This window comes from Streptomyces sp. NPDC001922, assembly GCF_042891165.1.
Taxonomy (GTDB): Bacteria; Actinomycetota; Actinomycetes; order Streptomycetales; family Streptomycetaceae; genus Streptomyces.
The window spans coordinates 32918-58200 of sequence record NZ_JBIASV010000009.1 but is presented as its reverse complement, the minus strand read 5'-3'; the positions used below and the strand labels follow the sequence as shown (position 1 = coordinate 58200).

At 72.7% G+C, this 25283-nt stretch carries 21 protein-coding genes and 1 riboswitch; of the genes, 11 read left to right on the top strand and 10 right to left on the bottom strand.

The window, feature by feature from the left end; genetic code table 11:
- Positions 1-77: 77 nt before the first annotated feature.
- Entirely contained in the window at positions 78-812 is a 735-nt protein-coding gene (locus ACFYYR_RS17905) for a pyridoxamine 5'-phosphate oxidase family protein (protein WP_388854459.1), read from the top strand.
- Between the two features lie 45 nt (positions 813-857).
- Here the strand turns inward: ACFYYR_RS17905 and ACFYYR_RS17900 are convergent, their stop codons facing one another.
- From ACFYYR_RS17900 to ACFYYR_RS17885, 4 genes are all read right to left on the bottom strand, one after another.
- Positions 858-1337, bottom strand: coding sequence for an NUDIX hydrolase (locus ACFYYR_RS17900; RefSeq protein ID WP_351509026.1), 480 nt, complete (start codon positions 1335-1337; stop codon positions 858-860).
- Positions 1338-1421: 84 nt separating this feature from the next.
- Complete coding sequence (locus tag ACFYYR_RS17895) at positions 1422-2309, bottom strand: LysR family transcriptional regulator (protein ID WP_388853712.1); 888 nt, start codon at positions 2307-2309, stop codon at positions 1422-1424.
- 205 nt (positions 2310-2514) lie between these two features.
- On the bottom strand, positions 2515-3651 hold the full coding sequence (locus tag ACFYYR_RS17890; protein WP_388853709.1) for a cystathionine gamma-lyase: 1137 nt from the start codon (positions 3649-3651) through the stop codon (positions 2515-2517).
- Positions 3652-3684: 33 nt separating this feature from the next.
- Positions 3685-4062, bottom strand: a complete 378-nt coding sequence (locus tag ACFYYR_RS17885; protein WP_388853706.1) for a phage holin family protein — start codon at positions 4060-4062, stop codon at positions 3685-3687.
- 45 nt (positions 4063-4107) lie between these two features.
- On the opposite strand from ACFYYR_RS17885, the gene ACFYYR_RS17880 reads away from it, so the two are divergent.
- The 4 genes from ACFYYR_RS17880 (at position 4108) to ACFYYR_RS17865 (ending at position 6197) form a co-directional block, all read left to right on the top strand.
- The gene (locus ACFYYR_RS17880; protein ID WP_388854456.1) at positions 4108-4425 is read left to right on the top strand and encodes a cupin domain-containing protein; all 318 of its coding nucleotides are present in this window, start codon (positions 4108-4110) and stop codon (positions 4423-4425) included.
- Positions 4426-4560: 135 nt separating this feature from the next.
- Positions 4561-4782, top strand: coding sequence for a DUF5326 family protein (locus tag ACFYYR_RS17875; RefSeq protein WP_388853703.1), 222 nt, complete (start codon positions 4561-4563; stop codon positions 4780-4782).
- 203 nt (positions 4783-4985) lie between these two features.
- Entirely contained in the window at positions 4986-5711 is a 726-nt protein-coding gene (locus ACFYYR_RS17870) for an IclR family transcriptional regulator (RefSeq protein ID WP_388853699.1), read from the top strand.
- A 48-nt stretch (positions 5712-5759) separates the two neighbouring features.
- On the top strand, positions 5760-6197 hold the full coding sequence (locus ACFYYR_RS17865; RefSeq protein WP_388853695.1) for an SsgA family sporulation/cell division regulator: 438 nt from the start codon (positions 5760-5762) through the stop codon (positions 6195-6197).
- Positions 6198-6216: 19 nt separating this feature from the next.
- On the opposite strand, the gene ACFYYR_RS17860 is transcribed toward ACFYYR_RS17865, so the two are convergent.
- Positions 6217-7536: a YibE/F family protein gene (locus tag ACFYYR_RS17860; RefSeq protein WP_388853693.1), complete on the bottom strand. Its 1320-nt coding sequence runs from the start codon at positions 7534-7536 to the stop codon at positions 6217-6219.
- 213 nt (positions 7537-7749) lie between these two features.
- Positions 7750-7892, top strand: a riboswitch (TPP riboswitch).
- On the opposite strand from ACFYYR_RS17860, the gene thiC reads away from it, so the two are divergent.
- Positions 7885-9681, top strand: coding sequence for a phosphomethylpyrimidine synthase ThiC (gene thiC, locus ACFYYR_RS17855; RefSeq protein ID WP_388853690.1), 1797 nt, complete (start codon positions 7885-7887; stop codon positions 9679-9681). (Overlaps the previous riboswitch by 8 nt.)
- Before the next feature lie 87 nt (positions 9682-9768).
- Here thiC and ACFYYR_RS17850 read toward each other — a convergent pair whose 3' ends face one another.
- From ACFYYR_RS17850 to ACFYYR_RS17835, 4 genes are all read right to left on the bottom strand, one after another.
- Positions 9769-10401, bottom strand: a complete 633-nt coding sequence (locus tag ACFYYR_RS17850; RefSeq protein WP_388853687.1) for a hypothetical protein — start codon at positions 10399-10401, stop codon at positions 9769-9771.
- Positions 10402-10695: 294 nt separating this feature from the next.
- Entirely contained in the window at positions 10696-11541 is an 846-nt protein-coding gene (locus ACFYYR_RS17845; RefSeq protein ID WP_388853684.1) for a hypothetical protein, read from the bottom strand.
- Positions 11542-11726: 185 nt separating this feature from the next.
- Positions 11727-12866, bottom strand: coding sequence for a metallophosphoesterase (locus tag ACFYYR_RS17840; protein WP_388853681.1), 1140 nt, complete (start codon positions 12864-12866; stop codon positions 11727-11729).
- 243 nt (positions 12867-13109) lie between these two features.
- Positions 13110-14210, bottom strand: a complete 1101-nt coding sequence (locus ACFYYR_RS17835) for a LacI family DNA-binding transcriptional regulator (RefSeq protein WP_388853678.1) — start codon at positions 14208-14210, stop codon at positions 13110-13112.
- A gap of 395 nt (positions 14211-14605) precedes the next feature.
- On the opposite strand from ACFYYR_RS17835, the gene hisC reads away from it, so the two are divergent.
- From hisC to ACFYYR_RS17810, 5 genes are all read left to right on the top strand, one after another.
- Positions 14606-15685: a histidinol-phosphate transaminase gene (gene hisC, locus ACFYYR_RS17830; RefSeq protein WP_388853675.1), complete on the top strand. Its 1080-nt coding sequence runs from the start codon at positions 14606-14608 to the stop codon at positions 15683-15685.
- 366 nt (positions 15686-16051) lie between these two features.
- The gene (locus ACFYYR_RS17825; protein WP_388853672.1) at positions 16052-17560 is read left to right on the top strand and encodes a cytochrome ubiquinol oxidase subunit I; all 1509 of its coding nucleotides are present in this window, start codon (positions 16052-16054) and stop codon (positions 17558-17560) included.
- 18 nt (positions 17561-17578) lie between these two features.
- Positions 17579-18580: a cytochrome d ubiquinol oxidase subunit II gene (cydB, locus tag ACFYYR_RS17820; protein ID WP_388853669.1), complete on the top strand. Its 1002-nt coding sequence runs from the start codon at positions 17579-17581 to the stop codon at positions 18578-18580.
- 70 nt (positions 18581-18650) lie between these two features.
- Positions 18651-22259, top strand: a complete 3609-nt coding sequence (gene cydD / locus ACFYYR_RS17815; RefSeq protein ID WP_388853666.1) for a thiol reductant ABC exporter subunit CydD — start codon at positions 18651-18653, stop codon at positions 22257-22259.
- A gap of 9 nt (positions 22260-22268) precedes the next feature.
- Complete coding sequence (locus tag ACFYYR_RS17810; RefSeq protein ID WP_388853663.1) at positions 22269-24140, top strand: GAF domain-containing sensor histidine kinase; 1872 nt, start codon at positions 22269-22271, stop codon at positions 24138-24140.
- A 136-nt stretch (positions 24141-24276) separates the two neighbouring features.
- On the opposite strand, the gene ACFYYR_RS17805 is transcribed toward ACFYYR_RS17810, so the two are convergent.
- On the bottom strand, positions 24277-25188 hold the full coding sequence (locus tag ACFYYR_RS17805; RefSeq protein ID WP_388853660.1) for a Cof-type HAD-IIB family hydrolase: 912 nt from the start codon (positions 25186-25188) through the stop codon (positions 24277-24279).
- Positions 25189-25283: the final 95 nt, after the last annotated feature.

Genomic DNA, 25283 nt, shown 5'->3' with positions numbered 1-25283 from the left:
CGGCGCCGTCCGACACCGAGCCTCCCGGGGCGTCGCCCGGGCCCGCCGAGCGCCCCGGCAGCGACGGCGAGCACGCGGTGCAGCGGGCGCTGGGGACGACCGCGCGCGCCGACCGGTTCTACCGGGAGCAGGTGCTCGACCGGCTGAACGACCGGATGCGCGAGTTCGTCGGCCGGCAGGAGATGTTCTTCCTGGCCACCGCGGACCGGCACGGCGAGTGCGACAGTTCGTTCCGGGCCGGGCCGCCCGGCTTCCTCCGGGTCCTGGACGACCGGACGCTGGTCTACCCCGAGTACCGGGGCAACGGCGTGCACGCCAGCCTGGGCAACATCGAGGAGAACCCGCACCTCGGCATCATGCTGATCGACTTCCTCCGGGACCGGATCGGGCTGCACATCAACGGCCGGGCGAGGATCGTCCCCGACGCGGAGATGCGGGCCGCCCGTCCGGAACTGCCGGTCGACCCGGTGCCCGGCCGCCGGGCCCGGGTCTGGGTCGAGGTCACGGTCGAGGAGGCGTATATCCACTGCGCCAAGCACATCCCGCACCTGCAGAAGGTCCCGGCGCAGGACCGGGCGCAGGCGTGGGGGTCCGACGACGTCAAGCGCAAGGGCGGGGACTTCTTCGGCGCCGCCGCCGAGGCCGGGAGCCGTCCGCCGTACACCCGGCCGCCCCGGGAGGGCGCGGACGGGCCGTCGTGGGCCGGCGAGGGGGCCGCGGGCTGGCGCCGGGTCGCCGAACAGGCCCTCGCGGAGGCCCGCCGCCGGGACGCGGGAAGCCGGCCGGCGCCGTACGGCGGCTGGTTCCGCTGAGCGGGTGGCCGGTCCGGGAGCTTCGTCCGGCCGGCTGTCGTCGTATCAGCCCAGGTCGGGGGCGTGCATCGCCCGCACGCCCTCGATGTTGCCGTCCAGGTAGTGGCGCAGCGAGAGGGGGACGACCTCGACCGAGGCGATGCCCACCCGGCTGAACGGGATGCGCTCCACCGCGTACTCCCCGCACGGCTCCTCGACCTCGGGTCCGTGCCGCCGGGAGAGGTCCAGCGATTCGAGCCGGCAGACGAAGAAGTGCTGCACCTTCACCCCGGTCACCCCGCCGTCGGTGATGTGCTCGACGGTGTCGACGAAGACCGGGACGACGTCGGTGACCTTGGCGCCCAGCTCCTCGTCCACCTCGCGGTGGAGGGCGTCGACGACGGTGGCGTCCTCCGGCTCGACCCCGCCGCCCGGGGTGATCCAGTAGGGCGGACACCCGGGCTTGGTCCGCTTGATCAGCAGCATCTCGTCACCGTCGAGCAGGATGGCGCGGGCGGTTCGCTTGACCACGGGTCGTTCGGTCATGGGAGAGATGTCGCCCGGCCAGGGCCCTCCGAAACGTTCCGGAGGCGGCCCTTCCCACCGGGGCCGGCGGTGCCTGTCCGACGGTCACCAGTCCACCGCGGCGCGCAACAGCCAGTCGTGCGCCCGGGCGATGTGCGGCAGTCCGAGGGTGCCGGTCCGCACGGCCAGGAAGTAGGTGCGCAGCGGTGGCACCGGCGGGTCGAGCAGCGCGACCACCTCCCCGGTGTCCAGCGCGTCCTCGCAGAGGTAGCGGGGGAGCACGGCCAGCCCGGCCCCGGCCGCCACACACGTCAGCACCGCGCGCAGATCGGGGGCGACGATCGCGCCCGGCGCGGCGGGCTTCGCGTCGAAGACGGCCGCCCAGTAGCGGGAGACCAGCGGCAGGCTCTCGTGCACCTCGACCACCGGAAGCTGTTCCAGCGCCGGTAACCCCCGCGCCTGGACACCCCCGTACGCGCCGATCCGGGCCGCCCAGCGGGGCGCGGCCACCAGGACGTGCTCCTCGTCGCAGAGCGGAGTCGCGGTCAGCAGACCGCCCCGGGGGCGGGCGGTGGTGATGGCCAGATCGTGATGTCCGGCGGCGAGTCCGCCGAGGGTCTCCTCCGCGCCGCCGAAGGTCGTCCGGAGCGCCGGTCCCCGGGCGAGCAGTGGCATCAGGGCGGGCAGCACCCGCAGCGCGGTGAACTCGGGCGGGCCCGCGAGGTGGAGGGTGCGCCCCGCCGGGCCGTCGGCCCCGGTGATCTCCACCAGGGCGTCGAGGTGCGGAGCCACCCGGTGGGCCAGCTCGTCGCCGATGCCGGTGGGGACGACGCCGCGGGCCCGGCGGAGGAAGAGGGGGCGGCCGAGCTGCCGCTCCAGGGCGCGTATCTGGCCGGTGACGGCGGGCTGGGAGAGACCGAGCAGGGCGGCGGCGCGGGTGAACGACCCCGCCCGGTGCACGGTCACGAAGGTACGGAGCAAGGCCAGGTCCATGCCGACCCTCCGTTCGCCGACGCGGACAGTGCGTCAACTATAAGAATGCCGATAGGCCTGTGTCGCTACGGTGATTGGACACTGACGCAGAGTCAACTAGCCTGGAATCCGCGGTTCGTTGTTCATTGAACCGGGACGGCTCGAGCCACGAGGGGGGAGGCTCGAGCCGTCCGTCGCCGTGCGTCGGCCGCGGTGTTGCGGTCCTTCACGCAGTCGCCGCCTCCGCGGACGCGTCCAGTGCTCGCACCACGTCCGCCACCAGGTCCTCGGGGTCCTCGGCGCCGACCGAGAAGCGGATGAAGCCCTCCGGCACCGCGTCGCCGCCCCACCGGCCGCGCCGCTCCGCGGTGGACCGCACGCCACCGAAGCTGGTCGCGTCGTCCACCAGCGACAGCGCGGCCAGGAACCGTTCGGCCCGGGCCCGGTCCGGCAGCACGAAGGACACCACACAGCCGAACCGGCCGCCGCGCATCTGCCGGACCGCGACCGCGTGGGACGGGTCGCCGGGCAGACCGGGGTGGCGCAGCCCGGTCACCTCGGGCCGGCCGCGCAGCGCCTCGGCGAGCGCCAGGGCGGTGGCGGCCTGCCGGTCCACGCGCAGCTGGAGGGTGGCCAGCGAACGGTGCGCCAGCCAGGCCTCCATCGGCCCGAGGATCGCCCCCGCGGTCTTGCGCCACCGCCGCACCTCCGCGGCCCGCTCCGGATCGCGGCAGGTGACGTAGCCGAGCAGCACATCGCCGTGCCCGGTCAGCGCCTTGGTGCCGCTGGCGACCGAGAAGTCCGCGCCGAGGTCCAGCGGCCGCTGGCCGAGCGGGGTGGCCAGGGTGTTGTCCACCGCGACCAGGGCCCCGGCGGCGTGCGCGGCGTCCGCCAGGCGGCGGATGTCGCACACCTCCAGCCCGGGGTTGGACGGTGTCTCCAGCCACAGCAGCTTCGCGCCGTCGAGCAGCGCGAGCTGGGCGTCCCCGGCGGTGGGCGCGGTGCGCACCTCGACGCCGTACGCCTCCAGCCGCTCCCGGACCAGCGGCAGCGCCTGGTAGCCGTCGTCCGGCAGCACCACGGCGTCCCCGGAGCGCAGCTGGGAGAGGAGGACCGCGGAGACGGCGCCCATCCCGGACGGGAAGGCGACCGTCGTGACCTCCTCTCCCGGGGCCTCCAGCTCGCCGATCGCCCGCTCCAGCCCGGTCCAGGTCGGGTTCTCGTCGCGGCCGTAGGTGTACGGGCCGACGGGGTCGCCCGGCAGGTGGTAGTGGGCGGCGAACACCGGTCCCGGCAGGCTCGGCTCGTACGGCACGGGCTCGGGCAGGCCGGCCCGCACCGCGCGGGTTCCGTCACCGGTCATGGGCAGTCTCCCTGCTGTTCCGGTCATGGGTGGTCAGTCGTCGTCGGGCAGGACCAGGTGCAGCGCCCAGGAGACGATCGAGACGATCAGGCCGCCGACGACCGCGGTCCAGAAGGTGTCCACATGGAAGGTGAGGCCGAGCTCGCCCGCAAGCCAGGAGGTGAGCAGCAGCATCAGGGCGTTGATCACCAGGATGATCAGCCCCAGCGTGAGGATGAACAGCGGGATCGACAGCAACTTGACGACCGGCTTGACGACGAAGTTCACCAGCCCGAAGAGCAGGGCGACGAGTATCAGGGTGAGTACCTGGCGGCCCGTGCCCGTGCCGGGCAGGGTGATGCCCTGGAGCAGCCAGATGGCCACAGCCAGGGCACCCGCGTTGGCGAGTGTCTTGACTACGAAGTTCTTCATGGTGGGATCGTCGCAGAGAGAACCTGAAGCGTGAGGGGTGGAGTGGTGAAGGCCTTCCGGCTGGACGAACTCGAGGCGGAGCGGGCCGCCAACGACGGTGCATACCTGCAGTTTCTTCGCGAAAGGAACATGTCGGTCGGGCTCTACGCGCTGGACGCCGGCACCACCGATCCCCAGAGCCCGCACCGGCAGGACGAGGTCTACTTCGTGGTCAGCGGCCGGGCCTCGATCACCGTGGGCACGGAGACCACCCAGGTGGCCCGGGGCAGCGTGGTGTACGTGCCCGCCGGAGTGCCCCACAAGTTCCATCACATCAGCGAGGATCTGCGGGTCATGGTCGTCTTCTCTCCGCCGGAGAGCTGACCGGAACCGCCCGGTCCCGTAGGGGAACGCTCAGGGGAGGACGGGGGGCGCGGGCCGCCCGCCGGGCGCCCCGCCCGCCTAGCATCGAGAGCAACCCGGACGGACCGGGACGGATGAGAGGAAGCGGGGACGGCCATGGGAGTCAAGGAGACCTTCAGCAGCCTGCCGTGGTGGGTGAAGTGGATCGCGGTGCCGGTACTGGCGCTCGTCGTCTTCGGCGGGCTGATCGGGACCGTGCTAGGCGTCGTCATCCATCTGCTCTTCAAGATCCTGGTGTTCGCCGCACTCTTCGCCGGGCTCGTGTACGTGGTGCGGAAGTTCACCTCCTCCTCGGCCTCCTCCCGCGGCGACTGGTGACGCGGGCGTCCCTCCGGGGGCAGCCCAGGCCTGCCCGAACGGCAGCCCCTAGCCCAGCCGGGCGACAGCCGGAAGGAATCCCTCCTGTCGCCGCTGCCCTCCGGTTACAGTGCCGACGGCCGACGCTGGGGGTGTCATTGGCTACGGTGCACACGGACGGGGCTTCCGCGGACGGGGCCTCCCCTCCGACGCTGATCGGGTCCGTGCAGCGCGCGCTGCGCCTCCTCGAGGCGGTCGGGAACCATCGCGACGGGGCCCCGGCGAAGCAGCTCGCGCGTGAGGTCGGGCTGCCGCTCCCCACCGCCTACCACCTGCTGCGCACCCTGACCCACGAGGGCTATCTCCGCCGTGAGCAGGGGGTGTTCGTCTACGGCGAGGCCGCCGCGAGCCTCGGCACGAGCGGTGAGCGGCAGCGCGGCCGGGCCGGCGTCACGGACTCGGTGCGGACCCTGAGCCGCCGGCTCGGGGTCCCGGTCTACTTCGCCGTCTACCGCGAGGGCGAGATCGACGTCGTGGCGGTGGCCGACAGTGCCCAGGCCCCGGCGGTCGAGGAGTGGGCGGACTTCCGGGAGACCGGGCACGCCCACGCCATCGGGCAGTGCCTGCTCTCCCAGCTCGATGAGGACGCCCGGCGCGACCACCTCTCCCGCCATCCGGTCCGGGCGATCACCCCGTACACCGTGCGTGACCAACGCGCCCTGGCGGAGCGGCTGGCCGCGGTCCGCCCGCGGCAACCGGTCGTCGAACGGCAGGAGTACGCCCTCGGCGCGGTCTGCGCCGCGCTGCCGATCACCGCCGGTTCGGCGGCGGCCACCATGGCCGTCTCGCTCCCGTCGGACCAGGCCGAACGGCTCCGGCCGGTCGTCGAGGAGCTCCGGTCCGGGATCGGGGAGCTCCTCACCGCGTGGGCGCTCACTATCAGTATCTGAAAACTCACTCCTTGTGATCTTTCGGGGCGGTGATGGACGATGTCCCGCATGCGCGACGCGATCCAGGCAGAGCTGATGATGAGCTTCCTCGTCTCCGACGAGTTGTCGTTCCGTATTCCGGTGGAGCTGCGGTACGAGGTGGCGGATCCGTATGCCGTCCGGCTCACCTTCCACCTCCCCGGGGACGCCCCGGTGACCTGGGCTTTCGCCAGGGAGCTGCTGCACGACGGCCTCGTCGCGCCGGTCGGTGACGGAGATGTGCACATCCGTCCACAACTGCCGGGTTTCAGCGCCGATGTACTGATCCGGCTTCAAGTCGGGGAGGACGGAGCGGCGTTCCGCGTCGGCGCCGCACCGCTGATCGCCTTCCTCGACCGCACCGAACGGCTGGTCCCGCTGGGCCGCGAGCCGTGGTGCGCCGACCTCGAAGGCGGCCTGGAGGCAGCCCTGGAGGACATCCTCGCCACCGAGCGGAACGCCGGCTGAGCCGCCCGCTCCCGGATCGTCAGCGCTTGCGGCGGCGGCCCCGCCCCGTCCGCTCCGGAACCGCCCCGTCCGCCTCCGCGGCCGCGGGGCGGTCGGCCGAGACGACCAGCGCGGCCAGGACCGTGGTCACCGGCACCGACGCCACCAGACCGATGCTGCCCACCAGCGTCCGCACGATCTCCTCCGCGACGATCTCGCTGTTCGCGACCGTCCCCACACTGCTCTGCGCGACCGAGAACAGCAGCAGCAGCGGCAGCGCCGCGCCCGCGTAGGCCAGCACCAGGGTGTTGACCACCGACGCGATGTGGTCCCGGCCGATGCGCAGGCCCGCCCGGTAGAGCCGGCGTACCGACATCGTCGGATCCGCCTGCTTCAGCTCCCACACCGCCGAGGTCTGCGTCACCGTCACGTCGTCGAGCACGCCCAGCGAACCGATGACCACCCCGGCCAGCAGCAGACCGCTCAGATCGATGCCCGGGAACAGACCGTGGATCAGTCCCGTCTCGTCCGAGGTGTTGCCGGTCAGCCGCGCCCAGCCGATGAACAGCGAGCCCAGCAGGCCGATCAGCAGCAGCGAGATCAGCGTGCCCAGCACGGCCACGGACGTCCGGGCGCTGACGCCGTGGCACATGTACAGCGCGATCAGCATGATGGCGCTGCTCCCCACCACCGCCACCACCAGCGGATTCGACCCCTGCAGGATCGCCGGCAGGATGAACAGGGACAGCACCGCGAAGCTCACCGCGAGCGCGATCAGAGCGAACAGACCCCGCAGCCGGCCGACGGCCACCACCGCGATCGCGAAGATGCCCGCGAGCAGGGCCATCGGGACCGTCCGGTCCGCGTCGGTGACCGAGTACTGCAACTCCCGCGGCGCGTCCGGGGCGTACGCCACGACGACCCCCTGCCCGGCTTCCAACTGCCGTGGCGCGTCGGGCTGGACGATCTCGTCGAACTTCCGGCCCTTGTCCTTGCCGGAGGTGATCTCCACGGTCGCCTTCTTGCACGTACCGCCGTCCCGGCCCGCACCGCCCTGCCCCTGCGGGGGCTGCTGCTCCGGCCCACCGGAGGCGGGCGGCTGCTGGGACCCGCCGCCCGCGCTGGCGCAGCTCACCGCCGTGACGGTGAGGACCCGGCCCGACTCGGTCTTCCGGTCGAAGCCGACCCCGGAGGGTTTGTGGTCCGGCACACCGCCCGGCCAGAGGACGACCAGCCCCGCCACGACGGCCGCGGCGAACGGGATCAGCACCGCCGCGATGACCTTGCGGAGGTGCCGGGAGACGGGCGCGGCGGGACCGTGGCTGTGGGTGTGCGCGTGGGCATCGGGCGATGGGGTCACCGACCGATCATCGCAAGAGCGGGAACGGGCGGAACCCGCGCCACCGGTACCCGCGAGTACGGCCCGCTGCCTTCCGGACGGGCCGCACGCCGCGCACACCGGCCCGTGCGCAGCGGAGTTCACCGAGCGGGAACCGGGGGAGCGCCCGGGCCGGGACCGCGCCCCCGCAGCCCCCCTTTTCACCTTCCGGAACGAACCGTTAACGTGAAGGCACTTTGCACACGCGGGAGCTCGGAGCACCGGGCTGAGAGGGCGCTGACGGACGGACCCGGGGAAGACCCCGGACCTCACAGCTGCGTCGACCGCCGAACCTGTTACCGGGTAATGCCGGCGTAGGGAGTAGGTCTCATGACCATCCAGGATGCACACACGCCTGCCTCGACTGCGGACGACTCGACTGCGGACGAGGCGAAGACGATCGGGTGGCACAAGGGCTACCTGACCGGATCGCGCCCCGACCTCAGGGTCCCGGTGCGGCAGGTGCACCTCACCAACGGCCGGGACGTCACGCTGTACGACACCTCCGGCCCGTACACCGACCCTGCCGTCGGCACGGACGTCCGCCGCGGACTCGCGCCGCTCCGGGAGAACTGGATCGTCGGCCGGGGCGACACCGAGGAGTACGCCGGGCGGCCGCTGCGCCCCGAGGACGACGGCATCAAGCACACCTCGCCGCGCGGCGGGCTGAAGAACCTCGACGCCGTCTTCCCGGGCCGTCCGCGGCAGCCCCGCCGGGGCCGGGACGGCGCCGCGGTGACCCAGCTCGCGTACGCCCGGCGCGGGGAGATCACCGCGGAGATGGAGTACGTCGCGCTCCGCGAGAACGTCTCCCCGGAGGTGGTGCGCGAGGAGATCGCCGCCGGACGCGCGGTGCTCCCGGCCAACGTCAACCACCCGGAGATCGAGCCGATGATCATCGGCAAGCGGTTCCTGGTGAAGGTGAACGCCAACATCGGCAACTCCGCGGTCACCTCCTCCATCGAGGAGGAGGTGGAGAAGATGACCTGGGCCACCCGCTGGGGCGCCGACACGGTCATGGACCTCTCCACCGGCCGCAACATCCACACCACCCGCGAGTGGGTGCTGCGCAACTCCCCCGTCCCGATCGGCACCGTCCCCCTCTACCAGGCACTGGAGAAGGTCGACGGCAAGGCCGAGGAACTGACCTGGGAGATCTACAAGGACACCGTCATCGAGCAGGCCGAACAGGGCGTGGACTACATGACGGTCCACGCCGGCGTGCTGCTGCGCTACGTCCCGCTCACCGCCCGCCGCAAGACCGGCATCGTCTCCCGCGGCGGCTCGATCATGGCCGCCTGGTGCCTGGCGCACCACAAGGAGAGCTTCCTCTACGAGAACTTCGAGGAGCTCTGCGACATTCTGGCGGCCTACGACGTCACCTTCTCACTGGGCGACGGGCTGCGCCCCGGCTCGATCGCGGACGCCAACGACGAGGCGCAGTTCGCGGAGCTGAGGACGCTCGGCGAGCTCAACTCCGTGGCCAAGTCCCGCGGCGTGCAGACGATGATCGAGGGCCCGGGCCACGTCCCGATGCACAAGATCAAGGAGAACATCGACCTCCAGCAGGAGATCTGCGAGGAGGCGCCGTTCTACACGCTCGGCCCGCTGACGACCGATGTGGCGCCCGCGTACGACCACATCACCTCGGGCATCGGCGCCGCGATGATCGCCTGGTGGGGCACGGCGATGCTCTGCTACGTCACGCCCAAGGAGCACCTGGGCCTGCCGGACCGGGACGACGTGAAGACCGGTGTCATCACGTACAAGATCGCGGCGCATGCGGCGGACCTCGCCAAGGGGCATCCGGACGCGCAGGCGTGGGACGACGCGCTCTCCGACGCCCGGTTCGAGTTCCGCTGGGAGGACCAGTTCAACCTGGCGCTCGACCCGGACACGGCACGGGCCTACCACGACGAGACGCTCCCCGCGGAGCCCGCAAAGACCGCGCACTTCTGCTCCATGTGCGGTCCGAAGTTCTGCTCGATGAAGATCAGCAGGAGCATCACCGAACAGTTCGGCGGTGACTCCGGCGCCGACCCGGCGGAGATCGAGGCGGGGATGCTGGAGAAGTCGAAGGAGTTCGCGGCGAGCGGGAACCGGGTCTATCTGCCGCTGGCGGACTGACCGCACGCCCCTGCCGGCGAACGCACCGCCCCCGGCCCGTCCACGGACGAGCCGGGGGCGCGGCGTAGGTCCGGTGCCCGGCCGGCGTCAGGAACCCACGCCCGCCAGCTCCGCGACGGCCTCCCGCGCTGCCGTGAGCGCCCCCTCGCGCATCGTTCCCGACGACGGTGCCGTGCTGTTCTCGAAGTTGCTGCCGTTGTACGTGACGGTGACCACCGCGTTCTTCGCACGGACGGCCACCACCGTCCGGCGGGTGGGCTGGCCGTCCTCCTCGGTGACCTTCGTGCCCACCGAGGCCTCTTCGCCCAGGTCCGGTACGGCCGTCGGCTGCCGGTGCCCGCCGTACACGGCGCCGGCCGTACGGGCCCGCTCGCCGGCCGGGGAGACCTCGTACGCCACGTCGAGCCACCGGTAGTCGTAGCCCTGCAGCGCATGCCACGAACAGCCGGAACGCCGCCGGGCATCGGTGCTCCGGATCTCGGAGCCGTTCGCTCCGGCGCCCGGCACCAGCTTCTCGACCGTCTTCGCGGAGAGGGCGCCGCACGGGGCGGGCGGCTTGTCGAAGCCGGGCGCGGCCGCCGACTTCAGCGACGGCGCGGTGTCGGAGGATGCCGTGGGACGGGTGGCCCCGGACGGATCACCGGTCAGGCCCCAGCCCGCGGCGGCGAGCACCGCGACGGGCAGCAGGCGGGCGGCCAGCGTGACAGGGAGAGACAGCACAGCGTGTTCTCTTCGGTCGTGACGGCGTGAGGTCGTGCGGTCGTGCGGTCGCATAAGTGGTGCAGTGGTGCGGTGGTGCATCGTGACGCGTACGGGGAACCGAGCCTGCCATACGAATCCGGCCACGAACAGACGTTCCGGTGACGAGGTCGTCTCCGCCCGGTGGCGACCGGGTCCGCGCCGGTGCCCGCAGGGAGCACCGGGCGGCCGCCGGGGTACAGGGCCGTGCCGCGCGGATCGCCGCCGCACCCCGTCACTCCGGCTGCCGTAACCGTCATTCCGTCCGCAGCACCGTCATTCCGGCCGGTGCTCCGGCCCGCCGTACTCCGGGCTCGTGTACCCGGGGCTGTTGAAGCGCGGGCGGCTGTCCTCCGGCCCGGCCTCGGTCGCCGGACTGCTGAACCCCGGCCGGGAGTAGCCCAGATGCGGCGTGCGCGATACCGGTTCCGTCCGCTCGCCGTACCCGTCGGACGACGCCGCCGGGCCGGCCTGGGCCTCCCGGAGGAACGGCAGCACCCCACGCTCCAGCAGCGCCCGCCGCCAGGCCTCCCGGGCCTCGCCGACCGCCGTGGCCCGGTCGTCCTCCGCGACGGCCCGCACCGAACTCGCCCCGTTCCGGTGCGCGGTGAGCAGCAGCCCGGCCATGGCGACCACGATCCCGGCCGCGGTCAGCGCCGCGAAGGCCCAGCCCGCGCCGATCAGCGGACCGGCGACGGACGAGTCCCCGCTCAGGGCGCGCAGCGAGAAGCCGAGCAGCAGGAAGATGACCGCCGCGATGCCCGACAGCACCGGGGCCAGCACCGAGACCACCGCCAGCAGCCCCGCGCCGGAGGCCTCGGCCGCCTCACCCATGGCCGCGGCCAGCCCCACCGCCCCGCGGTCCTCGCCGTGCCGCGGTTCCGGCACGGCGGCCGGAGCGCGCTGCTCGCCGCGCACCTTGACGTAGTGCCGGTACTCGGTGGCGGCGCAGGCGGAGATGGCGGTCGCGGCCGCGAGGGCCATCGTCCGGAGCTGTTCACTGCTGAGCCGTGGTCCGAGGGCGGCCGGATCCTGCCGCTCACTCGCGGTGCGCAGCGCCTCGCCGAGGACCCGCTCGAACTCCGGACGGTCCTCGGGAAGCAGATGCGGAGCGCTGTTCATGTGCGTCCCCCGATGCTCCGTAGGCCGGTGTGCCGGCTCTCACCGGGCAGTTGGGCGGAAACGGAGGAGAGCCTGCTACGGATAAACCGATGGTAGAGCGCTTCCGGCGGACGGTGACAGGGAGTTTCCGGAAAATGGCCGTTCTGTGCGCGCGCCGGATGCCCCCGCGCCGCATCCGATATGCGTCAATCGGCCAGCGGGAGCTGGACGACCAGAAGCTTTCCGGCCATGGTGACGCCGCCGTCCATGGCGATGGCCAGCCCGTCGGCGTAGATGTGCGGGCCCTCCACATCGGGGGCCCCGGGCTCCTCGCCCTCCTCCGAGCCCACCTCGCCCAGCAGATACGGGATCGGGCTGTGGCCGTGCACGATCCGCTGCCCGCCGTAGGCCGCGAGCAGTTCGTGCACCGCCTGCGGCCCGGCCTCGTCGCGGAAGGCGAAACGCTTGGTGAACTTGCGGAAGAGATCCCAGCATTCATCGGCGTCGCTGCGCTGGAGAATCTCGGTGACCCGGTCGTTGACGGCCTCGACGGAGTCGCCGTACTCGAGGTACGCGGTGGTGTCGGAGTGCACGAGCAGATGCCCGTCCTCCTCCACGACGGCGTCCAGCCGGGACATCCACTGCAGGTGGTGGTCCTCCAGCCGCTCCATGTCGGTGCGCTGGCCGCCGTTGAGCAGCCAGGCCGCCTGGAAGGAGGCGGTGCCGGCACCGGAGTTGACCGGGGTGTCGCCGAACCGCTTGGCGCCGATCAGCAGCAGTTCGTGATTGCCCATCAGGGCCTTGCAGTAGCCGCCCGCGGCGGCGGCCTCGGCGGAGAGCCGCATCACCAGGTCGATGACGCCGATGCCGTCGGGGCCGCGGTCGGTGAAGTCGCCCAGGAACCAGAGACGGGCGTTGCCGGCGGCCCAGCGGTCCTCGGAGTCGATCAGACCCTGGGCGGCCAGCGCCTCGCGCAGCTCGTCGAGGTAGCCGTGGACGTCGCCGACGACGAAGAGCGGGCCCGGTCCGTCCGCGGCCGTCGCGGCGCCCTGCGGCGCGAGCACCGTGTCGACGACCGTGTCGGTCCGGGTGACCGGGTGGAGGTCCATGGTCGCCGAGTCCTCCACCGTCCTGCGCCGGATCACCGGGAGGTCCCGCTCGGTCGGGGTGTACTCCGGCGGAAGGTCCACCGGAAGCGGGACGGGCACCGGCCCCGGGGCCGGCGGCGCCACGGGGGCATGCGCGGGTACCGACTGCATGCCGTGCGTGGGCGCGGGCGGCATGCCCACCACGGCCCGAACCGCGGGTCCCTGACCGGCCCCCTGAGTCATTGACCCCTCCACCATCGCGACGCCGTGCACCGGTCGGACCTGCCTGGTCGGCGGCGGTCCGCGGTGTCGTGCGCCCATCATAGGAATGCCGCTCGCAGGTTGTGACGCACCAGGGGGCTGTCAATCGCGGTGGCGGCCACGATCGTCGGTCATTTCTCCTGAAATGACCCGGTATTGCCCCGCGCGGGATGTCCCGGAGGTTCCTGCGCCGGGCAGGTCCGGCCGTCCCGTGTCACGCCTGCCCGCCCGGCCGCGTGATCAGCCTCCCGGCGCCGGCCGCGGGGCGCTCACCGTGGTGCGCGGCGGACGCCGCTGCGAGGACGCCCGCACGATCAGCTCCGTCGGTATCACCTGTTCCACCGGGCGATCGGTGTCCAGGCCCTCGATGGCGTCGATGAGCAGCTGGACGACGGCGGTGCCGATCCGCCGCGGTTTGAGGGAGAGCGTGGTCACCGGCGGGTCGGTGGCGGCGTAGACGGTCGACTCGCTGCAGCAGACGAGCAGCAGGTCCTCGGGGACCCGTAAGCCGTAGCGGTGGGCGGCGGCGAGCAGGTCGGTGCCGTTGGGGTCGAACAGCCCGTAGACGGCGTCCGGCCGGTCGGGCCGGGCGAGCAGCCGGTCGGCCGCGACGGCGCCGGCACACGGGTCGTGCGCCGGGTACTCCTCGTACACCGGCTCCTGGCCGACCCGTTCGCACCAGGAGAGGTACGCGGTGGTGGACAGCCGGGTGTAGGTGTCCGTGGTGGTGCCGGTGAGCAGGCCGATGCGGCGCGCCCCGGCGTCGGCGAGATGGTCGAGCAGGCCGAGGACGGCCGCCTCGTGGTCGTTGTCCACCCAGGCGGTGACCGGCAGCGAGCCCGCGGGCCGGCCGTCGGAGACGACGGGGAGGCCCTGCCGGACCAGTTCGCTGACCATCGGGTCGTGGTCCGAGGGGTCGATGACGACGGTGCCGTCGAGGGCGACGTTGGACCACACGTCGTGGCGGGAGGTGGCGGGGAGGATGACCAGCGCGTAGCCGCGGGCGAGCGCGGCGGAGGTGGCGGCGCGGGCCATCTCGGCGAAGTAGGCGAATTCGGTGAAGGTGAAAGGTTCATCCCCGTACGTGGTCACGGTCAGGCCGATCAGGCCGGACTTTCCGGTACGGAGGGTGCGGGCGGCGGCGGACGGGCGGTAGCCCAGCCGGTCGGCGACCTCGCGGACATGGCGGCGGGTGGCGTCGGGGAGCCGTCCCTTGCCGTTGAGTGCGTCGGAGACGGTCGTGATCGAGACGCCGGCTGCGGCGGCCACGTCCCGGATACCCGCCCGTCCCAGCCGGCGGCCGGTCGACCGGCTCACCTGGTGCTTCCCTGCTGCTGTCATGGCGAGCCGATAGTAGGGGCCGGGCGGGCGGTGATCGGCAGTCGGCCGACCGGGACGCGCAGGCACGTTTCTGCATGAGCGACTTCGGTAACTGGCTGGGATATGAAGGTAGTTGAGGTGTACGGGTGCGCTCCCGCCGGGAGCGGGGTCCTCTCGCCTGCCGATTGTCCGGTGTCCCGGAGCGGGGGCAACTCACCCCCACGGGGGACGCGCGCTACGGAGCGAGCCACCGGCGCGCGCCATCACTTCACGCGCCTGACGCGGGTGGCCCGTCCGCCCGGCCCGGCACCGCGCCCCCGGGCCGGAAGCCGGATCCTTCGGCAGGGGGCCGGGGTGGACGGGCCTCATAGGGTGGGGAGTACTGCTGCTGCACGGACGGTCGAGGAGGACCCGCGGTGACTGAGAAGACCCCGAAGCTGCGTGAGGTGCTGGACGGCATCCCGACCTACAAGCCGGGCCGGCCGGCCGCCGCGGACGGGCCGGTGGCGTACAAGCTGTCCTCCAACGAGAACCCCTACCCCCCGCTCCCGGGGGTGATGGAGAGCGCTCTGGCCGCTGCCGGATCGTTCAACCGCTACCCGGACATGGCGTGCACCGGGCTGCTGAACGAGCTGGCCGAGCGGTTCGGGATCCCCGTGGAGCACCTGGCGACCGGCACCGGCTCGGTGGGGGTCGCCCAGTCCCTCATCCAGTCCACCGCGGGCCCCGGCGACGAGGTGATCTACGCCTGGCGGTCCTTCGAGGCGTACCCGATCATCACCCGGATCAGCGGCGCGACCCCGGTGCAGGTGCCGCTGACCGACGGTGAGGTGCACGACCTGGACGCGATGGCGGAGGCGATCACCGACCGGACCCGGCTGATCTTCGTCTGCAACCCGAACAACCCGACCGGGACCGCCGTCCGCCGGGCCGAACTGGAGCGCTTCCTCGACCGGGTGCCCGGCGACGTCCTGGTGGTGCTGGACGAGGCGTACAAGGAGTTCATCCGCGACCCCGAGGTGCCGGACGGGCTGGAGATCTACCGGAACCGGCCCAATGTCTGCGTGCTGCGCACCTTCTCCAAGGCGTACGGCCTGGCGGGGCTCCGGGTCGGGTTCGCGGTGGCGCACGAGCCGGTGGCGGCGGCGCTCCGGAAGACGGCGGTGCCCTTCGGGGTGAGCCAGCTCGCGCAGGACGCGGCGGTCGCCTCGCTGCGCAGTGAGGACGAGCTCCTGGGGCGGGTGGGCTCGCTGGTCTGCGAGCGGAACCGGGTGTCGCAGGGGCTGGCCGAGCAGGGCTGGACCGTTCCCGACTCGCAGGCGAACTTCGTCTGGCTGCGGCTCGGGGCCCGGACGGCCGAGTTCGCGGAGATGTGCGAGCGGGCGGGCGTGGTCGTCCGGCCGTTCCCGGGGGAGGGCGTCCGGGTGACGATCGGCGAGACCGAGGCCAACGATCTGTTCCTGCGGGCGGCGGAGCTGTTCCGCAAGGAGCTCTAGGCCACTCCGGTCCCGTATGGGGCCCGGGGCTCCGCACGAGCTCCGGGGCACTGCGTCCAGGACTTGAGCAAGAGGGCCTTACTGGCCACATCCGGGCAACGGCGGCCCGGGACCGGTGCTGCGGTGCCGGTCCCGGGCCGCGTGCATGCGGCGGCAAGACCGCTCCGACCTGCGGTTTCGCTCTCCGGGCGGGGAGCGGCGGACCGGTCGGGCGGCCCGGGGGACCCCCCCGTGAATCCCGGACGAACGCGTAGGCGATAATTACTTGTGAATGTGAACGCGTTCACAAGCGTGTCCTGATCATCCCGGAATGGGCTGCTTCAGTGGGCAGACTGCCTGTGACCACGGCGAGTAAGGAGAGACGACGTGGACCTGGCTCTGGCGCCCGAGACTCTGGCGCGATGGCAATTCGGCATCACCACCGTCTACCACTTCCTCTTCGTCCCCCTCACGATCTCCCTCGCCGCCCTCACGGCGGGCCTGGAGACGGCCTGGGTGCGCACCGGCAAGGAGAAGTACCTCAGAGCCACGAAGTTCTGGGGCAAGCTCTTCCTGATCAACATCGCTCTCGGTGTGGTCACGGGCATCGTGCAGGAGTTCCAGTTCGGCATGAACTGGTCGGACTACTCGCGCTTCGTCGGTGACGTCTTCGGAGCCCCGCTCGCCTTCGAGTCGCTGATCGCGTTCTTCTTCGAGGCCACCTTCATCGGCCTGTGGATCTTCGGCTGGGACAAGCTGCCCAAGGGGATCCACTGCGCCTGCATGTGGACGGTGTCGTTCGGCACCCTGGCCTCCACCTACTTCATCCTGGCCGCCAACTCCTGGATGCAGCACCCGGTCGGCTACCGGATCAACCAGGCGAGCGGGCGCGCGGAACTCGTCGACTTCTGGCGGGTGATCAGCCAGAACACCACGCTGGTCGTCGTCTTCCACACCCTCACCGCCGCCTTCCTCACCGGCGGCGCCTTCCTGGTCGGCATCGCCGCGTACCACCTGGCCCGCAAGAAGCACGTGCCGGTGATGCGCACCTCGCTCCGCCTCGGACTGGTCACCCTGGTGGTCGCGGGCCTGCTCACCGCGATCAGCGGCGACCAGCTCGCCAAGGTGATGTTCAAGCAGCAGCCGATGAAGATGGCCGCGGCCGAGGCGCTGTGGGAGACGGAGGCGCCGGCCCCGTTCTCGGTCTTCGCCTACGGAGACGTCGACAAGGGCCACAACGACGTCGCCATCGAACTCCCCGCCCTGCTCTCCTTCCTCGCCGAGGGCGACTTCTCCTCCCCCGTGCCCGGGATCAACGATGTGAACAAGGCCGAGGAGGCCCGGTACGGGCCGGGCGACTACCGGCCCAACATCCCCGTCGCGTACTGGGGTTTCCGCTGGATGATCGGCTTCGGCATGACGTCCTTCGCGATCGGCGCCGCCGGACTCTGGCTCACCCGGAAGAAGCGCTGGCTCGCGCCGGAGCTGCGCACCACGGAGGACGAGGTGCCACGGCTCGCGGTGACCAAGAGGTGGGCGCTCGGCCCGAAGCTGAGCGGCTGGTACTGGCGGATCGCGCTGCTCACCACCGGCTTCCCGCTGATCGCGAACTCCTGGGGCTGGATCTTCACGGAGATGGGACGCCAGCCCTGGGCGGTCTACGGCGTGCTGCGCACCTCCAGCGCCGTCTCCCCCGGCACCTCGCAGACCGAAGTCCTCATCTCGATGACCGTCTTCACCCTGCTCTACGCGGCCCTCGCGGTGGTGGAGGTCGGGCTGCTGGTCAAGTACGTCAAGGCCGGGCCCCCCGAACTCACCGACAGCGACCTCGCTCCGCCCACCCGCATCGGCGGGGACGACCGCGACGCCGACCGGCCCATGGCCTTCTCGTACTAGGAAGGGAGAGGAACGAGCATGGAACTCCACGACGTCTGGTTCGTCATCATCGCCGTCCTCTGGGCCGGCTACTTCTTCCTCGAGGGCTTCGACTTCGGGGTGGGCGTGCTCACCGGGGTGCTCGCACGGGACCGCCAGGAGCGGCGGGTGCTCATCAACACCATCGGACCGGTCTGGGACGGCAACGAGGTCTGGCTGATCACCGCGGGCGCGTCGACGTTCGCGGCCTTCCCCGAGTGGTACGCCACCCTGTTCTCCGGCTTCTATCTGCCGCTGCTGCTCATCCTGGTCTGCCTGATCGTCCGCGGTGTGGGCTTCGAGTACCGGGCGAAGCGCAGCGGCGAGCGCTGGCAGACCAACTGGGAACACGCGATCTTCTGGACCTCGCTGCTGCCCGCGTTCCTCTGGGGAGTGGCGTTCGGCAACATCGCGCACGGCGTGAAGATCGACGCCGACAAGGAGTACGTGGGCACCCTGCTGGACCTGCTCAACCCGTACGCGCTGCTGGGCGGGGCGGTGACGCTGTTCCTCTTCACCTTCCACGGCGCGGTCTTCACGGCGCTGAAGACGGTGGGGGACATCCGGGTCCGGGCGCGGCGGCTGGCGACCCGGCTCGGTGCGGTCACGGTGCTGCTCGCGGCCGGCTTCCTGGCCTGGACGCAGGCGCACTCCGGGGACGGGGCGAGCCTGGTCGCCCTGGTCGTGGCGGCCCTGGCGCTGGTCGCGGCCGTGGTCCTGAACACCGCGGGCCGGGAGGGCTGGGCGTTCGCGCTCTCCGGCCTGGCGATCGTGGCGGCCGTGGCGATGCTCTTCCTCACGCTGTTCCCCGCCGTGATGCCGTCCTCGCTGAACCCCGCCTGGGACCTCACGGTCAGCAACGCCTCCTCCACCCCGTACACCCTGGGGATCATGACCTGGTGCGCCGCGATCGCGCTGCCGCTGGTCGCGGTGTACCAGGGGTGGACGTACTGGGTGTTCCGCAAGCGGATCGGCACCCAGCACATCGCCGGATCGCACTGACCCCGCACGGACCGCAGGGCCACGCCGTCGCACGGACCTGCGGTCGACTGGACCCGCGAGGACGTTTCACGTGAAACCTGTGGACCCGAGGCTGCTCCGGTACGCCCGCGCCACCCGCACCTTCCTGGTCGCGGCAGTGGCGCTGGGCCTGGCCGGAGCGGCCCTGGTCATCGGCCAGGCCATGCTCGTCGCCGAGGTGGTGGTCGGCGCCTTCCGCCGGGACCTCACGGTGCACGAGCTCAGCACCCCGCTGCTGCTGCTCGCCGCGGTCTCCGTGGGGCGCGGTCTGGTCGCCTGGCTGACCGAACTGGCGGCGCACCGGGCGAGCGCGGCGGCCCGGTCCGAACTCCGGATCCGGCTGCTGGAGCACACCGCACGGCTCGGGCCGGAGTGGATCAGCGGCCGGCGGACCGGTGAGCTCACCGCGCTCGCCACCCGGGGCATCGACACGCTGGACGACTACTTCGCCCGCTATCTGCCGCAGTTGGGGCTCGCGGTGGTGGTGCCGGTGGCGGTGCTGGCCAGGATCGTCACCGAGGACTGGGTCTCGGCGGCGGTCATCGTCGGCACGCTGCCGCTCATTCCGCTGTTCATGGTGCTGATCGGCTGGGCCACCCAGTCCCGGATGGACCGTCAGTGGCGGCTGCTGTCCCGGCTCTCCGGCCACTTCCTCGACGTCGTCGCCGGGCTGCCCACCCTGAAGGTGTTCGGCCGGGCCCGGGCCCAGGCCGCGTCGATCCGCGCGATCACCGACGACTACCGGCGGGCGACGCTGCGCACCCTGCGCATCGCCTTCCTCTCCTCCCTCGCCCTGGAACTGCTCTCGACCCTGTCGGTGGCACTGGTCGCCGTCGGCATCGGCATGCGGCTCGTCCACGGTGACCTGGACCTCTTCACCGGCCTGGTGGTGCTGATCCTGGCGCCGGAGGCCTATCTGCCGCTGCGCCAGGTGGGCACGCAGTACCACGCGGCCGTCGAGGGAATGACGGCCGCGGACGAGATCTTCACCGTGCTGGAGACCCGGCCGGCCGACGCCGGCACCCGGCCCGCGCCGGACGTACGGCGGGCGACGCTGCGGCTGGAAGGCGTGGCCGTACGGCACCCGGGGCGGACGGAGGCCTCGCTCCGCGCGACCTCCTGCACCGTGGCGCCCGGCGAGACCGTGGCCGTCGTCGGTCCCAGCGGGGCCGGCAAGACGACCCTGCTGAACACGCTGCTGGGGCTGACCGCGCCGACCGCCGGACGGATCCTCGTCGACGGCACGGACCTGGCGGAGACCGACCGGGCGAGCTGGTGGGCGCAGATCGCCTGGGTGCCGCAGCGGCCGCACCTCTTCGTGGGCACGGTCGCCGACAACGTCCGCACCGCCCGGCCGGACGCCGACGACGCGGCGGTGCGGGACGCCCTGGAGGCGGCGGGGGCCCTGGAGTTCGTCACCGCGCTGCCGGACGGCCCGGCGACGCTCCTCGGCGAGAACGGTGCCGGGCTCTCGGCCGGCCAGCGGCAGCGGATCGCGCTGGCCCGCGCGTTCCTCGCGGACCGCCCGCTGGTCCTGCTGGACGAACCGACGGCACATCTGGACGGGGCGACGGAGGAGGCCGTCGCCGCGGCGGTCGGCCGGCTGTCACGGGGACGCACGGTCCTCCTGGTGGCCCACCGGCCCGCGCTGCTGCCGCTGGCCGACCGGGTGCTGGAGCTGCCGGGGGCGGCGGACCCGGCGGGGGTGCCGGAGCCCGTGGGGGCGCCGGTCCGCGCGGGGACGCAGGACTCCTCGGGAGGTTCGGGAGAGGACGCGGCGCAGGTCCGGGAGGCTCTGGCGAGCCGGCCTGGCGTCGAGGAGGCGGAAGCGGGCCGTGCCGCCGTCCGGGAGGCGCAGGTGGACGGTGCGGCCGGGCCCCGGCCGGCCGGCGGCGACGCCCTCGCCTGGGTGCGCCGCACCGCACGGGCCCGGCGCGGACGCTTCCTGCTCGCGCTGCTGCTCGGCAGCCTGGCGCTGGGCAGTGCCGTCGGCCTGATGGCGGTCTCCGGCTGGCTGATCTCGCGCGCCTCCGAACAGCCGCCCGTGCTCTATCTGATGGTCGCGGTGACCGCCACCCGGGCCTTCGGGATCGGGCGCGCCGTCTTCCGCTACGCCGAACGGCTCGTCGCCCACGACGCCGTCTTCCGGATGCTCGCCGCGCTGCGGGTGGCCGTCCACACCCGGCTCGAACGGCTCGCCCCCGCCGGGCTCGGCGCGACCCGCCGGGGCGACCTGCTGTCCCGGCTGGTCGCGGACGTCGACTCGCTCCAGGACTACGTGCTGCGCTGGCTGCTGCCGGCCGCCACCGCCCTGCTCGTCGGCGCCGGCTCCGTCGGCTTCACCACCTGGCTGCTGCCCGAGGCCGGCGCCGCGCTGGCCGGCGGACTGCTGGCGGCCGGCGTCGGGGTGCCGCTGCTCTCCGCCGCCCTCTCCCGCCGTGCCGAGCGGCGGCTCGCCCCGGCCCGCGGAGCGCTCTCCGCCCGGATCGTCGATCTGTTCACCGGCGCCGCGGAGCTGACCGTCGCCGGTGCCCTGCCGGCCCGGACCGACGAGGTGCGCCGCACCGACCGGACCCTGACCGGGATCGCCGCCCGGTCGGCCGCCGCGGCGGGCGCCGGCGCCGGTCTGTCGGCGCTGATCTGCGGCCTCACCGTCGGCGCGGCCGCCTTGACCGGGGTGCGCGCGGTGCACGACGGCCGCCTCGACGGCGTCTGGCTGGCCGTGGTCGTGCTGACGCCGCTCGCCGCCTTCGAGGCGGTCACCGGGCTGCCGCTCGCCGTCCGCCACCGGCAGCGCACCCGCCGCGCGGCCGAACGGGTCCGCGAGGTCCTCGACGCCCCCGACCCCGTCCGGGAGCCCGAACACCCGCTGCCGGTGCCCGCCGGGCCCTTCCCGCTGACCGTACGGAACCTGACCGCCCGCCACCCGGGCCGGCCCGCCCCCGCCCTCGACGGTCTCGACCTGGACCTCGCGCCCGGCCGCCGGACCGCGGTCGTCGGGCCCTCCGGCGCGGGCAAGACCACCCTCGCCCAGGTGCTGCTCCGCTTCCTCGACCCGCACACCGGCACGTACACCCTCGGAGGCGTTCCGGCCACCGGACTCGACGGGGACGCCGTCCGCCGCATGGTCGGCCTCTGCGCCCAGGACGCCCATGTCTTCGACAGCTCGCTGCGCGAGAACCTGCGGCTGGCCCGGCCGGGCGCGAGCGAGGAGGACCTGCGCACGGCCCTCTCCCGGGCCCGCCTGCTCGACTGGACCGACGGCCTCCCCGACGGCCTGGACACCCCGGTCGGCGAGCACGGCGCCCGGATGTCGGGAGGACAGCGGCAGCGCCTCGCGCTCGCCCGGGCCCTGCTCGCGGACTTCCCCGTCCTGGTGCTCGACGAGCCCGCCGAACACCTCGACCTGCCGACCGCCGACGCGCTCACCGCGGACCTGCTCGCGGCGACCGAAGGCCGGACGACCCTGCTGATCACCCACCGCCTGGCCGGGCTGGCGGCCGTCGACGAAGTGATCGTCCTGGAGGCCGGCCGGGCCGTCGAACGCGGGCCGTACGAGCGGCTGGCCGCCGGGGACGGCCCGTTCCGGCGGATGCTCGACCGCGAGGAGGCCATCGCCGGCGACCATCATCGACTTTCCCCCGCAAAAGGGACTCACTAGGCTCGGCGTATGTCGGCCTCGGCAGGATCCGTCGATCCTCCGCCCTCCCGGTACGACCCGGGAGCCGGTGGTGCGGGGAGCGGACACCCGGGCGCCGGCCTGCGGACCGGGGACGCGCCGGGCACGGCGCCGGGGCAGGGGCCGCCACCGGGACGGGCGGCGACGGCGAAGAGCGGGGAGCAGGGCTCCACGGTCGCCGAGGAGACCGCCCGCAGCCTCCAGGAACTGCCCGAGGAACTGACCGTCCGTCTCCCCCGGCTGCTGGAGGCCATGGTCTCCGTCGGCACCGGACTGCACCTGCACAGCACCCTCGACAGCATCCTCGAGACCGCGGCCAGCCTCACCGACGTCCGCTACGCCGCGATCGGCGTCATCAACGACGAGCGCGACGGCCTCGCCGACCTGGTGAGTTACGGCATCTCCGAGGAGGAACGGGAACGCATCCGCCGCCTCCCGGACGGCGAGAAGGGGATCCTGGGCACCCTCGTCGACGACCCGGTGCCGATGATGCTGGCCGACCTGGGAGCGCCCGCGCGCACCACCGGCTATCCGCCGCACAACGCGCTGCTCGGCGACTTCCTCGGCATCCCCATCCGGGTGGGCGGCGAACTGTTCGGCAACATCTACCTCGCCGAGAAGCGGGACGGCGGCGAGTTCAGCGTCTACGACCTGCACATGATGAAGGTGCTGGCCACCGAGGCCGGCATCCAGATCGGCAACGTCCGGCTGCACGAGGCCACCAAGCAGCGGCAGCGCTGGATCGAGGGGGCCAACGTCCTCACCACCGCCCTGCTCTCCAGCACCGAATCCCGCACGGACGACGCGCTGGCCATCGTCGCCGAGCAGGGCCGCAAACTCGCCGACGCGGCGGCCGGGGTGGTGCTGCTGCCGTACGAGAACGGCGGTCTGGAGATCGTGCAGGTCTCCTCCGACCTCCCGGAGCCGTTCGATGAACTGGGCGTGGTGATCGACCCCAGCAGCCCGGTGTACGAGGAACTGGTCGCGGGGCTGCCGGTGTTCGTGGACGACTCCGCCACCGACACCCGGATGACCACCCCGGTCTCCGCCTTCTACGGGCCGGTGATGCTGCTGCCGCTGCGCAGCGACGACCGGGTGCTGGGCACCCTCGCACTGGGGCGGCTGCGCGGAGCCAGGAGCTTCACCGAGACCGAACGCACCCTCGCCACGCAGTTCGCGGCGCAGGCCGCGCTGGCCCTCGTCCTCGCCGAGGCGCAGCGCGACCGCGAACGGCTGGCCGTCTACGAGGACCGCGACCGGATCGCCCGGGATCTGCACGACCTCGTCATACAGCGGCTGTTCGCCACCGGGATGATGCTGGAGAGCGCCCAGCGCCGGGCCGACGACCCCGAGCTGCAGTCCGGGATCAGCACCGCCGTGGACGAGCTGGACGTCACCATCCAGGAGATCCGCACCGCGATCTTCGCCCTCCAGCAGGGTCCGGTCGAGGCACCTGCGGGCCTGCGGACCCGGATCGAGCGGGAGATCAACATGGCGGCGGTGCCGCTGGGCTTCCGGCCGTCGGTGCGCTTCGTCGGCGCGGTGGACGCGCGGGTGGGGGAGCTGACCGGACGGAACATGATCGCCGCGTTGCGGGAGGCCCTGTCGAACACCTTCCGGCACGCCGGCGCCACCCGTCTGGAGATCGTGGTCGACACGACGGAGAAGCTGCCGGACGGTCAGGAGGGCGTACGGCTCACGGTCGCCGACGACGGCGTCGGCATCCCCGAGGGCGGACGCCGCAGCGGACTGCGGAACCTCGCCAAGCGGGCGGAGTCACTGGGCGGTTCGAGCTGGTACGGGCCGGGGATCGGGGAGGGCGGCGGCGGCGCGAGCATGGTGTGGGAGGCGCCGCTCCGTTAGGCGCCGGTCGCGGGGGCGCTGCGTTGCCGGGTGCTGCTGCGGGGCGTGCTGCTGCGTCGGGCACTGGGCCGTCGGACGGCGGGCGTCGGGCAGTGGGCCGCTGGGCTGTCGGTCCCGGGCCGCGGTGGGGCCTCCCTCACCCGGGGAGCTGGGCCGCCAGGATCTCCTCGATGACGACGGCGACGCCGTCCTCGTTGTTCGCCACGGTGCGGGCCGAGGTGGCGGCCAGCACGTCCGGATGGGCGTTCGCCATCGCGTACGACGTCCCCGCCCAGGACAGCATCTCCACGTCGTTCGGCATGTCGCCGAAGGCCACGACCTCCTCCGGGGCGATGCCCCGCTCCGCGCAGCAGTGCGCCAGGGTCGCGGCCTTGCTCACGCCCCGGCCGCTGATCTCCAGCAGCGCGGTCGGGCTGGACCGGGTGAAGGACGCGTGCTCCCCGGCCGCTTCCCGGGCCAGGGTCAGGAACTCGTCCGGTGTCAGCCGGGGGTGGTGGGCCAGCAGCTTGAGCACCGGCTGGTCCGAGCCCTCCCAGCCGGGGGACAGCAGCTTCTCGGCGGGGCCGATGGTCGCGACCGGGTCGATGTAGAAGGGCGGGTACTCCGGTTCGTAGTGGATCCCGGTGGTGAGCTCCACGGCGAAGGACGTGCCGGGGGCGGCGGCGCGCAGGGTGCCGACGACGGCGAGCGCGTCCGACCGGTCCAGCGGCCGGACGTCCAGGAACAGCCCGTCGCGGTGCAGGTCGACGACGGCGGCGCCGTTCGCGCAGATCGCCATGCCGTGGCCGTGCACATGGTCGCTGACCACGTCCATCCAGCGGGCGGGCCGGCCGGTGACGAAGAAGACCTCGATCCCGGCCCGCTCGGCGGCGGCCAGCGCCGCGACAGTGCGCTCCGAGACCGACTTGTCGTCGCGCAGCAACGTTCCGTCGAGATCCGTGGCGATCAGCCGGACGCGCCCCCCGGGAAACTCGGACGGGCGGAGTTCCGGCAGCTGCGGCTCGGGCGGGCGCTCGGTGGCTGAGGTCACCGGTCCATCTTCCCGCATGCTCGTGCACAAGCGTGTGAGGGGGTGCACAGATGGGCACCCACCGTGCGCGGGTGATGACGGACCGCACGGAGGCCGGGAGGGCCCGCTTGCGG

What these genes read in the sequence shown, in the direction of transcription:
- ACFYYR_RS17810 (WP_388853663.1), top strand. Translation starts at nt 22,269, where the DNA reads ATGTCGGCCTCGGCAGGATCCGTCGATCCTCCGCCCTCCCGGTACGAC.
- ACFYYR_RS17885 (WP_388853706.1), bottom strand. Translation starts at nt 4,062, where the DNA reads ATGAAGAACTTCGTAGTCAAGACACTCGCCAACGCGGGTGCCCTGGCT.
- ACFYYR_RS17895 (WP_388853712.1), bottom strand. Translation starts at nt 2,309, where the DNA reads ATGGACCTGGCCTTGCTCCGTACCTTCGTGACCGTGCACCGGGCGGGG.
- ACFYYR_RS17890 (WP_388853709.1), bottom strand. Translation starts at nt 3,651, where the DNA reads ATGACCGGTGACGGAACCCGCGCGGTGCGGGCCGGCCTGCCCGAGCCC.
- ACFYYR_RS17865 (WP_388853695.1), top strand. Translation starts at nt 5,760, where the DNA reads ATGCGCGACGCGATCCAGGCAGAGCTGATGATGAGCTTCCTCGTCTCC.
- ACFYYR_RS17840 (WP_388853681.1), bottom strand. Translation starts at nt 12,866, where the DNA reads ATGGTGGAGGGGTCAATGACTCAGGGGGCCGGTCAGGGACCCGCGGTT.
- ACFYYR_RS17875 (WP_388853703.1), top strand. Translation starts at nt 4,561, where the DNA reads ATGGGAGTCAAGGAGACCTTCAGCAGCCTGCCGTGGTGGGTGAAGTGG.
- cydB (WP_388853669.1), top strand. Translation starts at nt 17,579, where the DNA reads ATGGAACTCCACGACGTCTGGTTCGTCATCATCGCCGTCCTCTGGGCC.
- ACFYYR_RS17900 (WP_351509026.1), bottom strand. Translation starts at nt 1,337, where the DNA reads ATGACCGAACGACCCGTGGTCAAGCGAACCGCCCGCGCCATCCTGCTC.
- ACFYYR_RS17835 (WP_388853678.1), bottom strand. Translation starts at nt 14,210, where the DNA reads ATGACAGCAGCAGGGAAGCACCAGGTGAGCCGGTCGACCGGCCGCCGG.
- ACFYYR_RS17805 (WP_388853660.1), bottom strand. Translation starts at nt 25,188, where the DNA reads ATGCGGGAAGATGGACCGGTGACCTCAGCCACCGAGCGCCCGCCCGAG.
- ACFYYR_RS17845 (WP_388853684.1), bottom strand. Translation starts at nt 11,541, where the DNA reads ATGAACAGCGCTCCGCATCTGCTTCCCGAGGACCGTCCGGAGTTCGAG.
- thiC (WP_388853690.1), top strand. Translation starts at nt 7,885, where the DNA reads ATGACCATCCAGGATGCACACACGCCTGCCTCGACTGCGGACGACTCG.